This is a genomic window from Methylobacterium durans (assembly GCF_003173715.1).
Lineage (GTDB): Bacteria > Pseudomonadota > Alphaproteobacteria > Rhizobiales > Beijerinckiaceae > Methylobacterium > Methylobacterium durans.
In genome coordinates this window covers 4,769,064-4,785,007 of the sequence record NZ_CP029550.1, presented here as the reverse complement: position 1 = coordinate 4,785,007, position 15,944 = coordinate 4,769,064, and the positions used below count along the sequence as shown (strand labels likewise).

Below are 15,944 nucleotides of genomic sequence, written 5' to 3'. Positions count from 1 at the left end.
TCGCGGCGGCGAGCGCACGGCGCCGCATTCCGGTGCGGAGAGCGGCGAGTCACAGCTTTGCGCTAGCAGGAAGCGCGCCGTGGAGACAAACCCTGCCGAAGCGTTTAAGGAAATCTCCCGAGCGGACCGAATGGTTACGGCTGGGGGCGGCCTGAAACATCCGGGTTCGACGCCGGACCGTCGCGCCAGCGCGTCGCGGCCCGCCCGCAACGGCCCATCCGCACGGAGTGCAATGTCGCCGCGCCGTCTCCTTCCCGCTCTCGGACTCGGAGGGCTCGCGGCCGCCGGCCTCGTCGCGGCCTGCAACCCCTGGCCGGTCGGGACCACCGCCGCCGCCCGCTTCGTGAGCCGGGGGCTCGCCCCCTACGGTCTCGCCCTCGGCGCCGAGGGCCGGACCGAGATGTCGCTCCTGCCCCTGCCCCATCTGCGCTTCTCCCGCGCCCGCATCGCCGCGGGCAGCGCCGCCGGCCCCGCGCTCGCCGAGGGCGGCCGCCTGACGATCGAGCTGAGCCTGCTCGCCCTGCTCTCGGGGCAGGCGGAGGTCGGGGCGCTCGCCCTCGACGGGGCGACGATCCACCTCGACCTCGCCGATCCGCGCTGGAGCGAGCCCCTGCGCCGCCTCGGCGAGCGGCTCGCGCAGGGGCCGTCGAGCCACCCGCGCCGCCTCGTGATCAGCCGGGCGCGCGTCGAGGGACCGGCGCGCGCGCAGGATCTCGACCTCGTCCTGTCCTGGCCCGTCTGGAGCGCGAGCCTCGACTGTGCCGGCAGCCTGATCTTCAACGGCGTGCCGGCCCGCTTCGCCCTGGCGGGCCTGCGGCCGACCTCCCTGATGGCGGGATCGGAGACGCCCGTGACGCTCAACGCCTCCTGGGACGGCGGCAGCCTCGCCGCCGAGGGCACCGGGACCTGGCGGGAGGGCCCGCGCCTCGTGGGCAGCGGCAGCTTCGAGACCGGCTCCCTGCCGCAGACGCTCGCCTGGATCGGCACCGACGTGGCGCTGGCGCCCTTCCTCGACCGCTTCACCCTCGACGGCACCTTCGAGGCGAGCCGCGGGGGCCTGATGCTTCCCGACGTGCGGGTGAGCGTCGGCGGCAACGCGCTCGAAGGAGCGGTCTCGGCGAGCTTCGGGGAGGCGCGCAGCGCCGTGCAGGCGACGCTCGCCGCCGACAGCCTGAACCTCGCCCCCTGCTCGGCGGGTTCATCCGCCTGTTCGGACTGCCGGAGGACGGCGAGGCCGCGGGCGGCCAGAGCGTCGCCGTGAAGCCTCTGACCGGCGGCGACCTCGACCTGCGCCTCTCGGCGGGCACCAGCCGCCTCGGACCGGTCGTGCTGCAGGACCTCGCCGCGAGCGTGCTGGTGCGCGGCGGCACGATCGAGGCCTCGCTCAACCGGGCGGGCCTGCAGGGCGGCACCCTCAAGGGCCGCGTCGCCCTGGCGCCGGCCGGCGCCGACGGGGACGAGACCGAGGTGAAGGCGCAGGGAAGCTTCGACCGGCTCGATCTCGGCGCGCTCCTGATCGACCTCGGCCAGACTCGCTGGGTGCTCGGCGGAACGCAGGGCCAGTTCGCGCTCGAGAGCGTGGGACGCGACGCCGCCTCGCTCACCGAGCATGTCGGCGGGCGTGCCACGATCGCCATCGATGACGGTGCCATCACGGGGCTCGACCTCGCCGACGTGATCCAGCGCAACGGCGCCGTCGCGCACGGGGCGCTGGCCCGCCGCAACGGCCGCACCGCCTTCGAGCGGGCGGCCGTCTCGATCCGCTTCGCCGACGGCATCGGCGAGATCGGCGAGGGCTTCCTCCGGGCTCCGGCGCTCGCCGCCTCCCTGCGCGGTCAGGTCTTCCTCGCCGAGCGCCGCTTCCGGGCCCGCGCCGAGCTGACGCCGCGGGTCGCGGGCGGCGCCGAGGCGCCCCGCGCCGGCAACCTGTTCGAGATCGCGGGGCCGTGGAACGCCGTGACTGTCCGGCCCGCCTCCCGCGACGAGCCCTCCGCGGCGCCGGACCACTGGGACGGCAAGGTTCCGCTGCAGGGCCCGCTGCGCCAGCCGGCCTCCGTCGGCCTGCCGCCGGCCGCGCGCGCCTACGCGCCCTGAGGGCCGCGCCGCGCCCACGCATGGGCTCGCGGCATTCCCGTCTCCTCGGCACCGACACCCGCCTAGCGGCGCGACGGGTCCCCTCTCCCGTTCGGGAGAGGGTTGGAGTGAGGGGTGCGACCACTCCGGAAAGACCTGATTCCTCACCCGGTGCGCTCACGCGCACGCGACCTCTCTCGAACGGGAGAGGTGCGGGAACCCGGCCCGCGAGGCGGCCTACGCTGCTGCCCCCTGCCGCCCGAGGAGCCGCGAGGCGGCCAGCACGACGAGGCTCACCAGGGCGATCAAGAGTGTCGAGGCGGCGTTGATCTCCGGGTTCACGCCGAGGCGGACCTGGCTGTAGAGCCGCATCGGCAGGGTGGTCGCGCCGGGCCCCGAGACGAAGCTCGCGATCACGAGGTCGTCGAGCGACAGGGTGAAGGCCAGGAGGAAGCCCGCGACCACGGCCGGCGCCAGCAGCGGGAGGGTGATGGTGCGGAAGATCCGGGCCGGCCCGGCCCCGAGATCGGCCGCGGCCTCCTCCAGCGTCCGGTCGAGCCCCTTCAGGCGCGCGCCGACGATCACCGCCACGAAGCCGGTGCCGAAGGTGGCGTGCGCGATGACGAGGGTGGCGAGGCCCCGGTCGAGGCCGATCCCGACGAACAGGAGGAGCAGCGACAGCCCGGTGATCACCTCCGGCATCACCATCGGCGCGTAGACGAGGGCCGTGAACGCGCCCCGTCCGCGGAAGCGCCCATGCCGCTCCAGCGCCAGCGCCGCGAGGGTGCCGAGGATCGTGGCGACGAGGGCGGCCGCCAGCGCCACCCGCAGGCTGACCCAGGCCGCCGCGATCAGCGGGGCATCGTTGAACAGCACGCCGTACCAGCGGGTCGAGAAGCCGCCCCAGACGGTGACGAGCGACGAGGCGTTGAACGAGAACACCACGAGCACGAGGATCGGCGCGTAGAGGAAGGCGAGGCCGAGGCCGAGGGCCGTGCGGGTGAAGGCGGTCACGGCGCGCGCCCCCGCCTCACCGGGCCGCCTCGCCGCGCCGGGCCTCGGCCTCGCGGAACAGCACGACCGGCCCCACCAGGAGCACGAGGAGCAGAATCGCCACCGCCGAGGCGAGCGGCCAGTCGCGGTTCGAGAAGAACTCGCTCCACAGGACGCGGCCCAGCATCAGCGTGTCCGAGCCGCCGAGGAGATCGGGGATGATGAACTCGCCGACCATCGGGATGAAGCAGAGCAGCGCGCCCGCCACGAGGCCGGGAGCTGAGAGCGGCAGGGTCACGGTCCAGAAGATCCGGGTCGGCGAGGCGCCGAGATCGGACGCGGCCTCGCGCAGGCTCGGGTCGATCCGGCTCGTCACCGCGTAGAGAGGCAGAACCAGGAAGGGCAGGTAGGCGTAGACGAGGCCGATCATCACGGCGGCCTGCGTGTTGAGGATCTCCAGGGGCTCTCCGATCAGCCCGGCCCGCAGGAGGCCCGCGTTGAGGAGGCCCTCGGGCTTGAGGATCGCGATCCAGGCGTAGACGCGGATCAGGAAGCTCGTCCAGAACGGCACCACGAGCAACGCCACGAGGAGGGGCTGCAACCGGGCGGGGGCGCGCGCCATCGCGTAGGCGAGCGGCGTGCCGAGGCCGATGAGGAGCGCCGTCGCGGTGAGCGCGAGCCCGAGCGAGGAGAGCGCGGCGTCCCGGTAGAGGCTGTCACCCGCGAGCGTCTCGTAATTCCCGAAATGCAGCGCTTCGAGGAAGGTCGACCAGCCTTCGATGCCCCCCTGCCAGTCGAGCACCGGCAGGTAGGGCGGCATCGCGGTGGCGGGCTCCGACAGGCTGATCTTCAGCGTGATCGCGAAGGGCACCAGGAAGAAGGCTCCGAGCCACAGGAGGGGCGGCAGCCGCACCAGGGCGGCGAGCAGCCGCTGGGGGCGTCCGGTGCCCGGCGGGCGAGGCCGCCCCGTCACGGCGCGAGCACCCGGATCGCCTCCGGCGGGATGCCGAGGCGCACCCCCGCGCCCGGGCCGGCGCCGGGATCGGCCGAGACCGGGCTCGCGACGCGGATCAGCGTGCCGTCCCGCATCCGCACCTGCCGGCGGGTGCGGTCGCCGAGGAAGACCGACTCGGTGACCGTGCCGGACGGCCCCTCCCCGTCCCCGGCAAGCAGCGCGACGCGCTCCGGGCGGAGCGCCGCCACGACCGGCGAGCCCGGGCCGAGCGCCGCCTCGGGGGCGGCCGCGACGAGCGGTCCGAAGCCGGTCTCGACCGTGACCCGCCCCTCCGCCCCGCCCGCGGCGAGGCGCCCCGCGATCAGGTTCACGTCGCCGAGGAGGCCCGCCACGAAGCGGCTCTCGGGGCGCTCGTAAAGGTCGGCCGCCGTGCCGGTCTGGACGAGGCGGCCGCTCTCCATCACGCCGATCCGGTCGGCCATGGTCATCGCCTCGGCGGGATCGTGCGTGACGACGACGAAGGTGGTGGAGAGCCGCCGCTGCAGGGTGCGGAGTTCCCCTTGCGTCTCCTCGCGCAGGTTCCGGTCCAGCGCCCCGAGCGGCTCGTCGAGGAGCAGCACGCGGGGCTCGCGCGCGAGCGCCCGGGCGAGCGCCACGCGCTGGCGCTGGCCGCCGGAGAGCCGGTCGGGCCTACGCTCGGAGAATCCTTCGAGCCGCACCAGTCGCAGCAGGGCGGCGACGCGCTCGGCGATGGCGGCACGGCCGAGGCCGAGGCCCTGCAGCCCGTAGGCGACGTTTTTTGCCACGTTCATGTGCGGGAAGAGCGCGTAGGACTGGAACATCATGTTCACCGGCCGCCGGTGCGCCGGCAGGCCGGTGACGTCGGCGCGATCGATCAGGATGCGGCCCTCGTCCGGGCTCTCGAAGCCCGCGATGAGCCGAAGCAGGGTGCTCTTGCCGCAGCCCGAGGGCCCGAGCAGGCAGAAGAACGCGCCCGGCTCGAGGTCGAGGGAGACGCCGTCGACGGCCCGGTGTGCGCCGAAGGTCTTCGTGACGCGGTCGATGCGGACGAGGGGCTCTGGGCGCGGCGGAACGGGTGCGTGCAAGGCTCGGCGGGGGCGTCGGGTCGGGTGGGGGAGGCTACAGGCTTGTCGGCCGATGCGGAACCGCGAACGTCGCCGGGGCTCAGCCGTCCTCGCGCAGGGCCTCGGCGACCCGCGCCTCCAGCAGGTCCGGCCGGCGGATGACGAGGGCGCCGCGGGTGCGGTCGACGAGGCCCTCGCTCGCCATCACTGTGAACTCGCGCGTCACCTGCTCGCGGCGGCAGCCGATCCGGGCGGCGAGCACGTGGTGGTAGGGCGGCGGGGTCACGACCCGCTCCTCGCCGTGGCCGGCCCGCGGCACCGAGAGGCGCAGCAACTCGGCGTAGAGCCGGTGGCGCAGGTCGAGGAGCGCGTGCTCCATGAGCCGGGTGTTCAGTTCGCGCACGCGCTTCGTCAGCAGGCGGAACAGGCGGTCGGCGATCGCCTCGGAGGCGAACACGATCTGCCGGAAGACGGGGGCCGGCACCACGCAGACCTCGCCGCGGGTCAGCGCCGTGACGTTGGCCGAGCGGCCGATCCCGTCGAGGGCGGAGAGCTCGCCGAAGAAGGCGCCGGCCCGCATCTCGCCGAGGATGACCTCCTTGCCCGATTGCGAGCGGTTGAGGATGCGCACCTCGCCCGCCGCCAGGAAGTAGACGTCCGTCGAGACGTCGTCGTAATCGACCAGAACCTCGTTCTCGTCGAAGCGGCGCCAGTGGCAGCGCGTCTCGTAGGGGCCGAGCTCGATGCCGGGCTCCTTGAAGAACGGTATGGTCCCCAGCCGCCCCATGTCCGACAAGCCCCCAGGATACCGACACGATGCCGACGCGGCCCGCGTCCGGCGAGCCCGCGTTCACCCCGCCGCCGAGGGCCGGGCCCGCGGTTGAACCGGAAATGGCGAAATCGTCAAGCTCGTCCAAAGCTTGCCGGCCGGTCCGGAACGGGTCAAGCCGGCGCCGGGCGAAGAGCGTGGATGACGTCGGCGCCCGATCGGCGCTCGAAAAATCTGTTCCCGGACCTGGGGCGCCGGCCACATCAAGATCTCGGGTCTCCGGAGGCAATAACGAAGCTTTTACTTTTCTTTCGCGCCGGTCGCAGGCAAACCAGCCGCCCGGTTTCGCCGCCTCGGCGGGCCGCACGCGCGGTTCGGAGGTCCGTCGGCGGGCAGCGGACGGCGTACCGACCCCGCCGCACCGACGAACATGCCGCTGAACGCTCCCCGTCCCCTGCCGAGATCCGCCGCCGAGCACGGCGCCGAGCCGTCCGCCACGACCGAGACCGCCCCGCGTCAGGCGACGCTGGCCGGCGCCGTCACGCGGTCCGGCCGCGGCCTCCACACCAACCGATTCGCGACCGTGCGGGTCGTCCCCGCCGAGGCCGGCACCGGGATCGTGTTCCGCCGCCGGACGCCGGACGGAGCCGTCGCGACCGTGCCGGCCCTCTGGCAGTATCAGGTGACGCAGCCCCTCTGCACGGCGCTCCAGGCGCCGGAGGGGGCCCTCGTGCGCACGGTCGAGCACCTGCTCGCGGCGCTCAGCGCCTTCGGGATCGACAACGCCGTCGTGGAGATCGACGCCGAGGAATTGCCGATCTTCGACGGGAGCGCCCTGCCCTGGTGCGCGGCGATCCGCGAGGCGGGCCGCGCCGTGCTCGACGCGCCCCGCCGCCGGATCCGCGTCCGCCGCCTCGTGGAGGTCCGCGACGGGCGGCGCGCGCTCAGCATCGCGCCGGCCGACGCGCTCGTCGTGGAGGCGGAGCTCGCGCTGGCGCATCTCGGCGCGATGCGCTGGGAGGGCCGCATCGGGCCCGACACCTTCGAGGGCGCGCTCGCGCCGGCGCGCAGCTTCGGGCGCCTGAAATGGGCCCTGCCGCTGAAGCTCTACGCCTACGCCACCGGCCGCCCGATCCTGCGGGGGGCGCGCTTCGGGACCACGGCGGCGATCGTCGGCGGACGGGTCGTCGGCGGGATGCGCGGGCCGGCCGAGCCCGTGCGGCACCGCGTCCTCGACCTCGTCGGCGACCTCTCCCTCGCCGGCCACCCGATCCTCGGCCATGTTCGCGCGGCCCATACGGGCCACGTGTTGAATCACGCGCTGGTGGCCAAGCTGATGCGCGATCCGAGCGCCTGGGACTTGGTCTGACGGATTTCAGGATTCGTAGCAGCCGATCAGCCAGCGCTCGATGACTGCGCGCAGAGCCGCGCGCCAGCCTTCGATCCGGCGGACGTTGGTCAGTGTCTCGATGAGCTGCATCGTCCGGGTTTCCGTCGGCGCGCGCGGCGCGTCGTGAGGAGCCCCCCCGGAGACCGGCGCGCGGCGGCGCACGGCAACCCTGTTATGGCCCGGTCCGTGGGCCCGCGGCAAGCCGGTCCAGCCTGCGGCACGGTCGCGATCGGGCCCGCGGGATCGGCTCCGCCCCGCTTCGTCGCGCGCGCCGCTTGCCTCCGCGCCCGCGCCTCGCCAGAAGGCGCGCCATGCTCCGCGTCAACGACCTCACCTACCGCATCGGCGAGCGCCTCATCCTCGACGGCGCCACCTTCGCGATTCCCGACGGCGCCCGCGTCGGGCTCGTCGGCCGCAACGGCGCGGGCAAGACCACTCTGTTCCGGGCGATCCTCGGAGACATCCCGACCGACGGCGGCGACGTCGCCATGCCCCGGGGCATGCGGATCGGCGCCGTCGCCCAGGAGGCGCCGGCCGGGCCGGAGACGCTGCACGCGGTGGTGCTCGCCGCCGATACCGAGCGCACCCGCCTGATGCAGGAGGCGGAGACCGCCGAGGGCCTGCGCCGGGCGGAGATCGAGACGCGCCTCGTCGATATCGGCGCGCACGCGGCGCCGGCCCGCGCGGCGGCGATCCTGCACGGCCTTGGCTTCGACGCGGCGGCGCAAGGACGCCCCTGCTCCGACTTCTCAGGCGGCTGGCGCATGCGCGTGGCGCTGGCCGCCGTGCTCTTCTCCGAGCCGGATCTCCTGCTCCTCGACGAGCCGACCAACTACCTCGACATCGAGGGCACGCTCTGGCTCTACGACTACCTCGAGCGCTACCCGCGCACCGCCGTCATCATCAGCCACGACCGCGACCTGCTCGACACCTGCGTCGACCACATCCTGCATCTCGACCGGGGGCAGCTCACCCTCTGGCGGGGCGGCTACACCTCCTTCGCCCGCCAGCTCGCCGAGAAGCGCGTGCTGCAGGCGAAGGCCAAGGCCAAGCAGGACGTCGAGCGCGCCCACCTGCAGAGCTTCATCGACCGGTTCAAGGCCAAGGCCACCAAGGCCCGCCAGGCCCAGTCCCGCATGAAGCGGCTCGCCAAGATGGAGCCGATCGCGGCGCTGATCGAGGACGAGATGCCGGTGATCCACCTGCCGAGCCCGGAGCGGCCGCTCTCGCCGCCGATCGTCGCGATGGAGCGGGTCCAGGCGGGCTACAGCGACCGGATCGTGCTCTCGGGGCTGAACCTCAGCCTCGCCCCCGACGACCGCGTGGCGCTCCTCGGCGCCAACGGCAACGGCAAGTCGACGTTCTGCAAGCTGATCGGCGGGCGCCTGCCCCCGCTTGCGGGCGAATTGAAGCGCTCGTCCAAGATGGAGGTCGCCTACTTCGCCCAGCACCAGCTCGACGAGCTGAATCCGGCCGAGAGCGCCTACGCCCACGTGCGCGCCCGGATGCCGGACGTGCCGGAAGCGCGGGCCCGCGCGGCGACCGCCCGCCTCGGCTTCCCGGCCGCGAAGTCCGACACGCCGGTCTCCCAGCTCTCGGGGGGCGAGAAGGCGCGCCTGCTGATGGGGCTCGCTGCGTTCAACGGGCCCCACCTCCTGATCCTCGACGAGCCGACGAACCACCTCGACATCGAGAGCCGGCAGGCCCTCGTGGAGGCGATCAACGATTACGAGGGGGCCGTGATCCTCGTCTCGCACGACCGCTTCCTGATCGAGGCCTGCGCCGACCGGCTCTGGCTCGTCTCGAACGGTTCGGTGAAGAGCTTCGACGGCGACATGGACGATTACCGCCGCCTCGTCCTCGCGGGGCCGGAGCGGGAGGAGAGCCGCGGGGAGGCGACGGGCGGCCAGAAGGCCGTGGAGCGCCGCTCGAACGCCGAGAGGCGGGTGGCGCTGGCGCCGCTCCGCAAGAAGCTCGACGGGATCGAGGCCCGCATGGGCAAGCTCTCGGACGCCATCGCCAAGATCGACGCGGCGCTTGCCGACGGCACCGCCTTTCAGGCGAACGCCGCCAAGGCCGGCGAGCTCGCCCGGATGCGCGCGGAGGCCGCGGCCGCCCTCGGCACTGCGGAGGAGGAGTGGCTGAACCTCAGCGCCGAGATCGAGGCGGCCGGCTGAGATCAGGCGCCCGTCGCATCAAGCCTGGCCGCAGGACGCAACGGGGCTTCGCCTGTGACGTTGTCGCCGGCAGATGCGAGGTTTCCGATGCCCAGCCGACCCCACAGCTTCCTCCCGCACCTCGCCGGACGCGCGGCCCGCGGCCTCGGCCTCGCCGTTCTCGGCGGGGCGGCGGGCTGGATCGCCTATAGCCGCCTCGGCATCGACCACCGCGTTCCCCTGCCCCCCGCCCTGCCGGGGCGCCTGCAGCGCCTGCGCACCCCGGTCGGGGCGGTGAACCTCTACGACGACGGGCTGGAGAGCGGCGTGCCGCTCCTCCTGATCCACTCGGTCAACGCCGCGGCGAGCGCCTACGAGGTCCGCCCGCTCTACCGGCACTTCGCCCGCTCGCGCCCGGTCTACGCCCTCGACCTGCCGGGATTCGGCTTCTCGGAGCGGCGCCGGCAGGTCTACACGCCGGCCGTGATGGTGGGCGCGATCCACGCGGTCGTGGCCGAGATCCGGCGCCGGCACACTGCCGCGCGGATCGACGCGATCGCCCTCTCGCTCTCGGCGGAGTACCTCGCGCGGGCGGCTTTGGAGCGGGCGCAGGATTACCGGAGCCTCGGCCTGATCAGCCCGACCGGGTTCGACGCGCGCCTCTCCGGCCGCGGCCCCCTCGGCGGCAACCGCGGCAACGACACCGCCCGCGCCGCACTCGACCTGCCGGTCTCGGGCCAAGCGCTCTTCGACGCGCTCACGAGCCGTCCCAGCATGCGCTACTTCCTGGAGAAGACCTGGGGCTCGCGCGACATCGACGAGGGCCTCCTCGATTACGGCTACGCCTCGGCCCACCAGCCGGGCGCCGAGCACGCGCCCTTCTCCTTCATCGCCGGCCATCTCTTCCCGACCGACGCGACGCGCCTCTACGACGCCCTCTGGCTGCCGGTCTGGATGATCCACGGGACGCGCGGCGACTTCGTGGATTACCGCTACGCCGACGCCTTCTACGACCGGCCGAACTGGACGATCGAGACCATGCCGACCGGCGCCTTCCCGCATTTCGAGCGCCTCGGCGCGGTGGCGCGCAGCTACGAGCTGTTCCTCGACGAGATCGGCAGCACCCACCTGACCGACCCGGTCCGCGCGGACAGTCCCGCTTCGGTCTGATCAGGGCACGCGCCAGCGCGTGTAGCCGACGAGCCTCGCGAGCCTGTCCACCCCGGCCTCCGCGATCTCGGCCGGGATGCTGCGCCAGGCGGGCGGTTCGCTGAGACCGAAATGCCGGATCGTCTCGGTGACGATCGCGGCGATCTCGGCCTCTGTCCGCGCCGGGATCGGACGCGTCGCCAGCTCGTTCGGCGCCCTCTCGGGCGCGGGGGCCACGACCTGCGACCAGGACCGGCCCCAGACGGCGCGGGCGAAGCGCTCGTTCGAGGCACCGTACCGCTCGTCGACCCGCGCCCGCATCTCCGGCGCGTCCCCGCGGAACGGCTCCGGATCGAGCCCGCGCGCCCAGGCGGCCTCGTCGATGACATGGCCGATCTGCCGCGGATGGCCGGGCACCTGCCGGTGCGCCCTGAGCCGCCGGAGCCGGCGCGACGCCTCGACGGCGACCGGGCCCGAGCTGCGGTTCGTGACGAAGCGGAGCGTCTCGGGCGAGATCAGCGACGCGGTCCGGTCCGAGAGGCCGAGATCCCGGAACATCCGCTCGAGGAGCGGCGTGTCGGACCGCGCGTCGCGCAGCGGGATTCCCGTGACGCGCCCATCCGCGGCGCGCAGCCAGGGCTCGACGAGGGCGTGGTATGCGAAGCGCCCCGAGCCGCAGAGCGCACCCGCATACGCCCGGAAGCTGCGCGTCTCCTGCACGAGCTGGGCGCGGTGCGCGTAGGCCGAGTTCAGCTGCTCGAAGACCGGCTTCACCACCATCGCGACCTCGACCGCGAAGCCGTGGCGGCGGAACAGGTCGGCCAGGGTCGCGGGCACACCGAGGGCGGGCTTCTGCACGGAGAAATCCTCGTAGGAGAGGATCACCGTGTCGGCCGCCGTCCCGGCCAGCACGTCCGACAGGCACTTGAGGGCGGCGGCGCGCTCGGGCGGCGGCCGGCGCCCGTCGAGGGCCTCGCCCAGCGGCTGGTGATTGACTTCCGTCCCGTGGGGCGAGCCCGGCGGCGTCAGGTCCGGGTAGAGGATGCCGGCCTCCGCGAGGTGCGGGCGCAGGTTCGTCAGCACCGCCTGGAACGAGGTGGACCCCGTCCGCGGCATTCCGATATGGATGATTCCTCGACGCATCGTGCCTGCCGTGCTCTCCCTGTCCCGGGCGCTTGCCACAACCTGAAGCTGCTCTCTAGACGAGTGCACGACCTTTGGTCGACGCCCCGCCCTCCGCGAGACCTCGAATGACCGATCTCACCCTCGCCGCCGCCCGCACCATCGTCGAGACGGCGCTCGCGACCGCGCGTTCTCGCAGCCTCAAGCCGCTGGCGGTGATCGTCTATGATGCCCGCGGGTCTCTGAAATGTGTCCAGGTGGAGGACGGCGCCTCGCTCCGGCGGGCCGAGGTCGCCCTCGCCAAGGCGAATGGGGCGCTGGCCCTCGGCCTCGGCTCCCGCGCCATCGCCAAGCGCGCCGAGGAGCAGCCGCATTTCGTGGCCGCCGTGAGCCACCTCGTCGGGCCGGCGGCCCTGGTGCCGGTGCCGGGCGGCGTGCTGATCCGCGCGGGCGAGCGGGTCGTCGGCGCGGTCGGCATCTCGGGCGACACCTCGGACAACGACGAGATCTGCGCGGTGGCCGGCATTGAGGCGGCGGGCTTCACGCCCGATACCGGCGCCTGAGCCGCATGCGCCCGCGCCGCAGGGACATGCTTCCGCGCCGCAGGGACTGCCTCGCGGGCGCCGCCGCCCTCCTCCTCGGCGGCGCGGCGGGCGCCGCGGAGCCCGGCCTCTACCGACGTGGCAACGACGCCGACCCGGAGACGCTCGACCCGCACAAATCCTCGACGGTGGCCGAGGCGCACATCCTGCGCGACCTCTACGAGGGGCTGCTCACCTACGACAACCGGGGCGCCATCATCCCGGGCGCGGCCGAGCGCTGGACCCTCTCGGAGGACGCGCGCACCTACACCTTCGCCCTGCGGGGCGACGGGCGCTGGTCGAACGGCGACCCGGTCGTCGCGGACGATTTCGTGTTCTCGCTCCGCCGGATCCTGAAGCCAGAGACGGCCGCGAAATACGCCGAGGTGCTGTTCCCGATCCGGAACGCCGCCGCGGTGAACCGGGGCGAGCTGCCGGGCGACGCCCTCGGCGTGGCCGCGCCCGATCCCCGCACCGTGGTGATCGCGCTCGGCGAGCCGACTCCCTACTTCCTCGAACTCCTCACCCACCAGACCGCGATCCCCGTCCACCGCGCCAGCGTCGAGCGCTTCGGCGACAGTTTCACGCGGCCCGGCAACCTCGTCTCGAACGGGCCCTACCGCCTGCGCGACCTCGTGCCGAACGACCGCATCACGCTCGAGGTCAATCCGCATCACCGGGACGCCGCGCAGATCGCCATCCCCCGCGTCGCCTTCATCCCGACGCCCGATCTCGCGAGCGCGGTGCGGCGCTTCGCGGCCGGCGAGGTCGATTCGCTGGCTGATCTGCCCGGCGACCAGATGGCCTCGCTGAGGACGCGCTTCGGCCCGCAGGTGGTGCTGGGGCCGGCGCTCGGCGTCTACGCGCTGGCGTTCAACACCCGCAAGAAGCCCTTCGACGACCCGCGCCTGCGCCGCGCCCTCTCCCTCGTGATCGACCGGGAATTCCTGGCCTCCGCCGTCTGGGGCGAGACGATGGCGCCCGCCTATTCCCTCTGCCCGGCGGGCCTCGACCATTACGGCACGCCCCCGGAAACGCCGGGCCGCGACGCGCTGCCGATCGACAATGAGGCGGAGGCGCTCCGCCTCGTGAGTGAGGCGGGATTCGGGCCGGGCGGCCGGCCGCTCACCATCGAGTACCGGTTCAACACCACCGACAACAACCGCAACACGGCGATCTCCGTCGCCGAGATGTGGCGCGGCCTCGGGATCGAGACCCGTTTCGTCTACACCGACGCGAAGACCCACTTCGCGCACCTGCGCGACGGTGGCGATTTCGACGTGGCGCGGATGTCGTGGATCGCGGATTACTCCGACCCGCAGAACTTCCTGTTCCTGCTCTCCTCGACGAATGACGGCATGAATGTGGGCCGCTACGCGAATGCCGGCTACGACGCGCTGCTCGCCGCCGCGGCCGCCGAGCGCGACCTCGCGCGGCGGGCGGGGCTGCTCGCCGAGGCCGAGGGCATCCTGATGCGCGACCTGCCCTGGCTCCCCCTGATGCACTACCGCTCGAAGGCCCTGATCGCGCCGCGGCTCCACGGCTACCAGCCCAACCTGCGCAACGCCGCGCCGACCCGCTTCCTGCGGCTCGACGCGTGAGGCGGGGCCGCACGAACCCATGATCGGCTACGGCTTCCGCCGCCTGCTCCAGGCCGTCCCGACGCTGTTTCTCGTCGTGACGCTGAGCTTCTTCCTGATGCGGCTCGCCCCGGCGGCCCGTTCGACCTGGAGCGCCCGCTCCCGCCTGCCGCGATGGAGAATCTGCGGCGGGTCTACGGGCTCGATCAGCCCCTGCCCGTGCAGTACCTGCGCTACCTCGCGGCGCTGGCGCGCGGGGATCTCGGCCCCTCCTTCACCTTCCGGGACCTCGGCGTCGCCGACCTCTTCGCCCGCGGCCTGCCGGTCTCGATGACGCTGGGCAGCCTCGCCCTCCTCCTGGCGCTCGGGGCGGGGATCAGCCTCGGCAGCCTCGCGGCGCTGCGCCGGGGCGGCGGTGCCGATCGCGCGGTCGGCCTCCTCGCCGCCGCGAGCCTGTCCCTGCCGAGCTTCGTCGTCGCCCCCCTCCTGCAGATCGTGTTCGGCCTCTCCCTGCGCTGGCTCCCCCTCGGCGGCTGGGAGGGCGGCGCGCCCGCCCACCTCGTCCTGCCCGTGATCACCCTCGCCCTGCCGCAGGTCGGCGCGATCGCGCGGCTGACCCGGACCTCCCTCGCCGAGAGCCTTGCCGCCCCTCACATCCGGACGCTGCGGGCGATGGGGCTCGGCCCGACCCGGGTGCTCGCCCACGCGCTGCGCGGCGCGCTGCTGCCCGTCGTCGCGATCCTCGGGCCCCTGGCGGCGGCGCTGCTGACCGGCTCCGTCGTCGTCGAGACGATCTTCGGCCTGCCCGGCATCGGCCGCTACTTCGTCGACGGCGCGCTCAACCGCGACTACACGCTGGTGATGGGCACGGTCGTGCTCGTCGCCGTGCTGGTGATCCTGTTCAACCTCGCGGCCGATCTCCTCTCGGCGATCCTCGACCCGCGCCTGAGGCTCGGGCGGTGAGCGGGGCGGCCGCGCCGCACGCCGCCATCGCGCCGCGCAGGCTGGCGCCGGGGCGCCTGATGCTCGGCCGGCTCGCGCGCAACCGCGCCGCGATGGGGGCCCTCCTGGTCCTGGTCTCGATGGCGCTGGCCTGCCTCCTCGGCCCCGCCCTGACGGGACACGCGCCGGAGCGGAGCTACCCGGACCTGCGCCAGCTCCCGCCGGGACTCGCGGCCGAGCCCGGCCCGGAGCGCCTGCGCCCTGCCCTCGACCGCATCGCCTTTCGGATGCGGGCCTCCGTGGCCGAGGCCGAGCGGGCGGGCGACCGGTTGCGCCTCGTGCTCGCCGCCGACCGGCCGATCGACCCGCGCTCCCTCGTCTACCTGCCCCGCTCCGACCTGTTCGGCGACCCCCGCATCCTCGCCCGCGAGGCGGACGGGCGCCGCCTCGTGGTCGAGGTGCCGGTGCGCCGCCTGCACTTCCTCCTCGGCACCGACGTGCACGGGCGCGACCTCCTCACCCGCAGCCTCGTGGCGGGGCGCGTCTCGCTCCTGATCGGGCTGACGGCGACCCTCGTCGCGCTCCTCGTCGGCGTCGCCTACGGCGCGGTCTCGGGCTTCGTGGGCGGGGCGACGGACGCGGTGATGATGCGCCTCGTCGACATCCTCTACGCCCTGCCCTTCGTGTTCTTCGTGATGGTGCTCGTTGTGTTCTTCCGGGCGAGCCTCGCGCTGATCCTCCTGGCGATCGGCGCCGTCGAGTGGCTCGACATGGCCCGCATCGTGCGCGCCGAGACCCTGGCTCTGCGCCGCCGCGACTTCGTGCGCGCGGCCGAGGCGCTCGGGCTCTCGGCGCTCGCCACCCTGCGCCGCCACATCGTGCCGAACGCCCTCTCGCCGATCGTCGTGGCGGCGACCCTGCTGGTGCCGCGGGTGATCCTGTTGGAGAGCTTCCTGTCCTTCCTCGGCCTCGGCGTGCAGGAGCCCGCGACGAGCTGGGGCGTGCTGGTGGCCGAAGGCGCCCGCGCCATCGAATCGGCGCCCTGGATGCTCGCCGGTCCCGCGAGCTTCCTCGTCGCCACACTCGTCGCGCTGAACCTGCTCGGCGACGGCCTCGCCGACGCCCTCGATCCGCGCCGGGCGGCGTGAT

At 73.6% G+C, this 15,944-nt stretch carries 13 protein-coding genes and 1 pseudogene; 9 read left to right on the top strand and 5 right to left on the bottom strand.

The window, feature by feature from the left end:
• Positions 1-232 precede the first annotated feature (232 nt).
• The gene (locus DK389_RS34460; protein WP_236960246.1) at positions 233-1,261 is read left to right on the top strand and encodes an AsmA family protein; all 1,029 of its coding nucleotides are present in this window, start codon (positions 233-235) and stop codon (positions 1,259-1,261) included.
• Positions 1,258-2,094, top strand: coding sequence for an AsmA family protein (locus tag DK389_RS34455; protein ID WP_236960245.1), 837 nt, complete (start codon positions 1,258-1,260; stop codon positions 2,092-2,094). Before DK389_RS34460 ends, DK389_RS34455 begins: the two co-directional genes overlap by 4 nt.
• A gap of 216 nt (positions 2,095-2,310) precedes the next feature.
• Here the strand turns inward: DK389_RS34455 and DK389_RS21920 are convergent, their stop codons facing one another.
• The 4 genes from DK389_RS21920 to DK389_RS21905 all read right to left on the bottom strand — a co-directional run bounded on the left by DK389_RS21920 (position 2,311) and on the right by DK389_RS21905 (position 5,893).
• Positions 2,311-3,087, bottom strand: coding sequence for an ABC transporter permease (locus DK389_RS21920; RefSeq protein WP_109892779.1), 777 nt, complete (start codon positions 3,085-3,087; stop codon positions 2,311-2,313).
• A gap of 16 nt (positions 3,088-3,103) precedes the next feature.
• Positions 3,104-4,039 carry an ABC transporter permease gene (locus tag DK389_RS21915; RefSeq protein ID WP_109892777.1) on the bottom strand — a complete coding sequence of 312 codons (936 nt, stop codon included), beginning with the start codon at positions 4,037-4,039 and terminating at the stop codon, positions 3,104-3,106.
• Positions 4,036-5,127 (bottom strand): ABC transporter ATP-binding protein, encoded by a 1,092-nt coding sequence (locus tag DK389_RS21910; RefSeq protein WP_109892775.1) that lies wholly within the window; start codon positions 5,125-5,127, stop codon positions 4,036-4,038. The genes DK389_RS21915 and DK389_RS21910 overlap by 4 nt, the downstream gene beginning before the upstream one ends.
• Before the next feature lie 79 nt (positions 5,128-5,206).
• Positions 5,207-5,893 (bottom strand): Crp/Fnr family transcriptional regulator, encoded by a 687-nt coding sequence (locus tag DK389_RS21905; RefSeq protein WP_109892773.1) that lies wholly within the window; start codon positions 5,891-5,893, stop codon positions 5,207-5,209.
• Positions 5,894-6,305: 412 nt separating this feature from the next.
• Between DK389_RS21905 and DK389_RS21900 the strand changes: the two genes are divergently transcribed.
• From DK389_RS21900 to DK389_RS21890, 3 genes are all read left to right on the top strand, one after another.
• Positions 6,306-7,244 (top strand): UDP-3-O-acyl-N-acetylglucosamine deacetylase, encoded by a 939-nt coding sequence (locus tag DK389_RS21900; RefSeq protein ID WP_109892771.1) that lies wholly within the window; start codon positions 6,306-6,308, stop codon positions 7,242-7,244.
• Positions 7,245-7,576: 332 nt separating this feature from the next.
• Positions 7,577-9,442, top strand: a complete 1,866-nt coding sequence (locus DK389_RS21895) for an ABC-F family ATP-binding cassette domain-containing protein (RefSeq protein WP_109892769.1) — start codon at positions 7,577-7,579, stop codon at positions 9,440-9,442.
• 87 nt (positions 9,443-9,529) lie between these two features.
• Positions 9,530-10,591, top strand: a complete 1,062-nt coding sequence (locus DK389_RS21890) for an alpha/beta fold hydrolase (RefSeq protein WP_109892767.1) — start codon at positions 9,530-9,532, stop codon at positions 10,589-10,591.
• Here the strand turns inward: DK389_RS21890 and DK389_RS21885 are convergent, their stop codons facing one another.
• Complete coding sequence (locus DK389_RS21885) at positions 10,592-11,713, bottom strand: hypothetical protein (RefSeq protein ID WP_109892765.1); 1,122 nt, start codon at positions 11,711-11,713, stop codon at positions 10,592-10,594.
• A gap of 107 nt (positions 11,714-11,820) precedes the next feature.
• On the opposite strand from DK389_RS21885, the gene DK389_RS21880 reads away from it, so the two are divergent.
• From DK389_RS21880 to DK389_RS21865, 4 genes and pseudogenes are all read left to right on the top strand, one after another.
• Complete coding sequence (locus DK389_RS21880; RefSeq protein ID WP_109892763.1) at positions 11,821-12,255, top strand: GlcG/HbpS family heme-binding protein; 435 nt, start codon at positions 11,821-11,823, stop codon at positions 12,253-12,255.
• Between the two features lie 26 nt (positions 12,256-12,281).
• On the top strand, positions 12,282-13,874 hold the full coding sequence (locus DK389_RS21875; RefSeq protein ID WP_109896718.1) for a peptide ABC transporter substrate-binding protein: 1,593 nt from the start codon (positions 12,282-12,284) through the stop codon (positions 13,872-13,874).
• Between the two features lie 19 nt (positions 13,875-13,893).
• A pseudogene (locus DK389_RS21870) lies at positions 13,894-14,816 on the top strand (ABC transporter permease).
• Positions 14,817-14,875: 59 nt separating this feature from the next.
• Positions 14,876-15,943 (top strand): ABC transporter permease, encoded by a 1,068-nt coding sequence (locus DK389_RS21865; RefSeq protein ID WP_109896714.1) that lies wholly within the window; start codon positions 14,876-14,878, stop codon positions 15,941-15,943.
• Position 15,944: the final 1 nt, after the last annotated feature.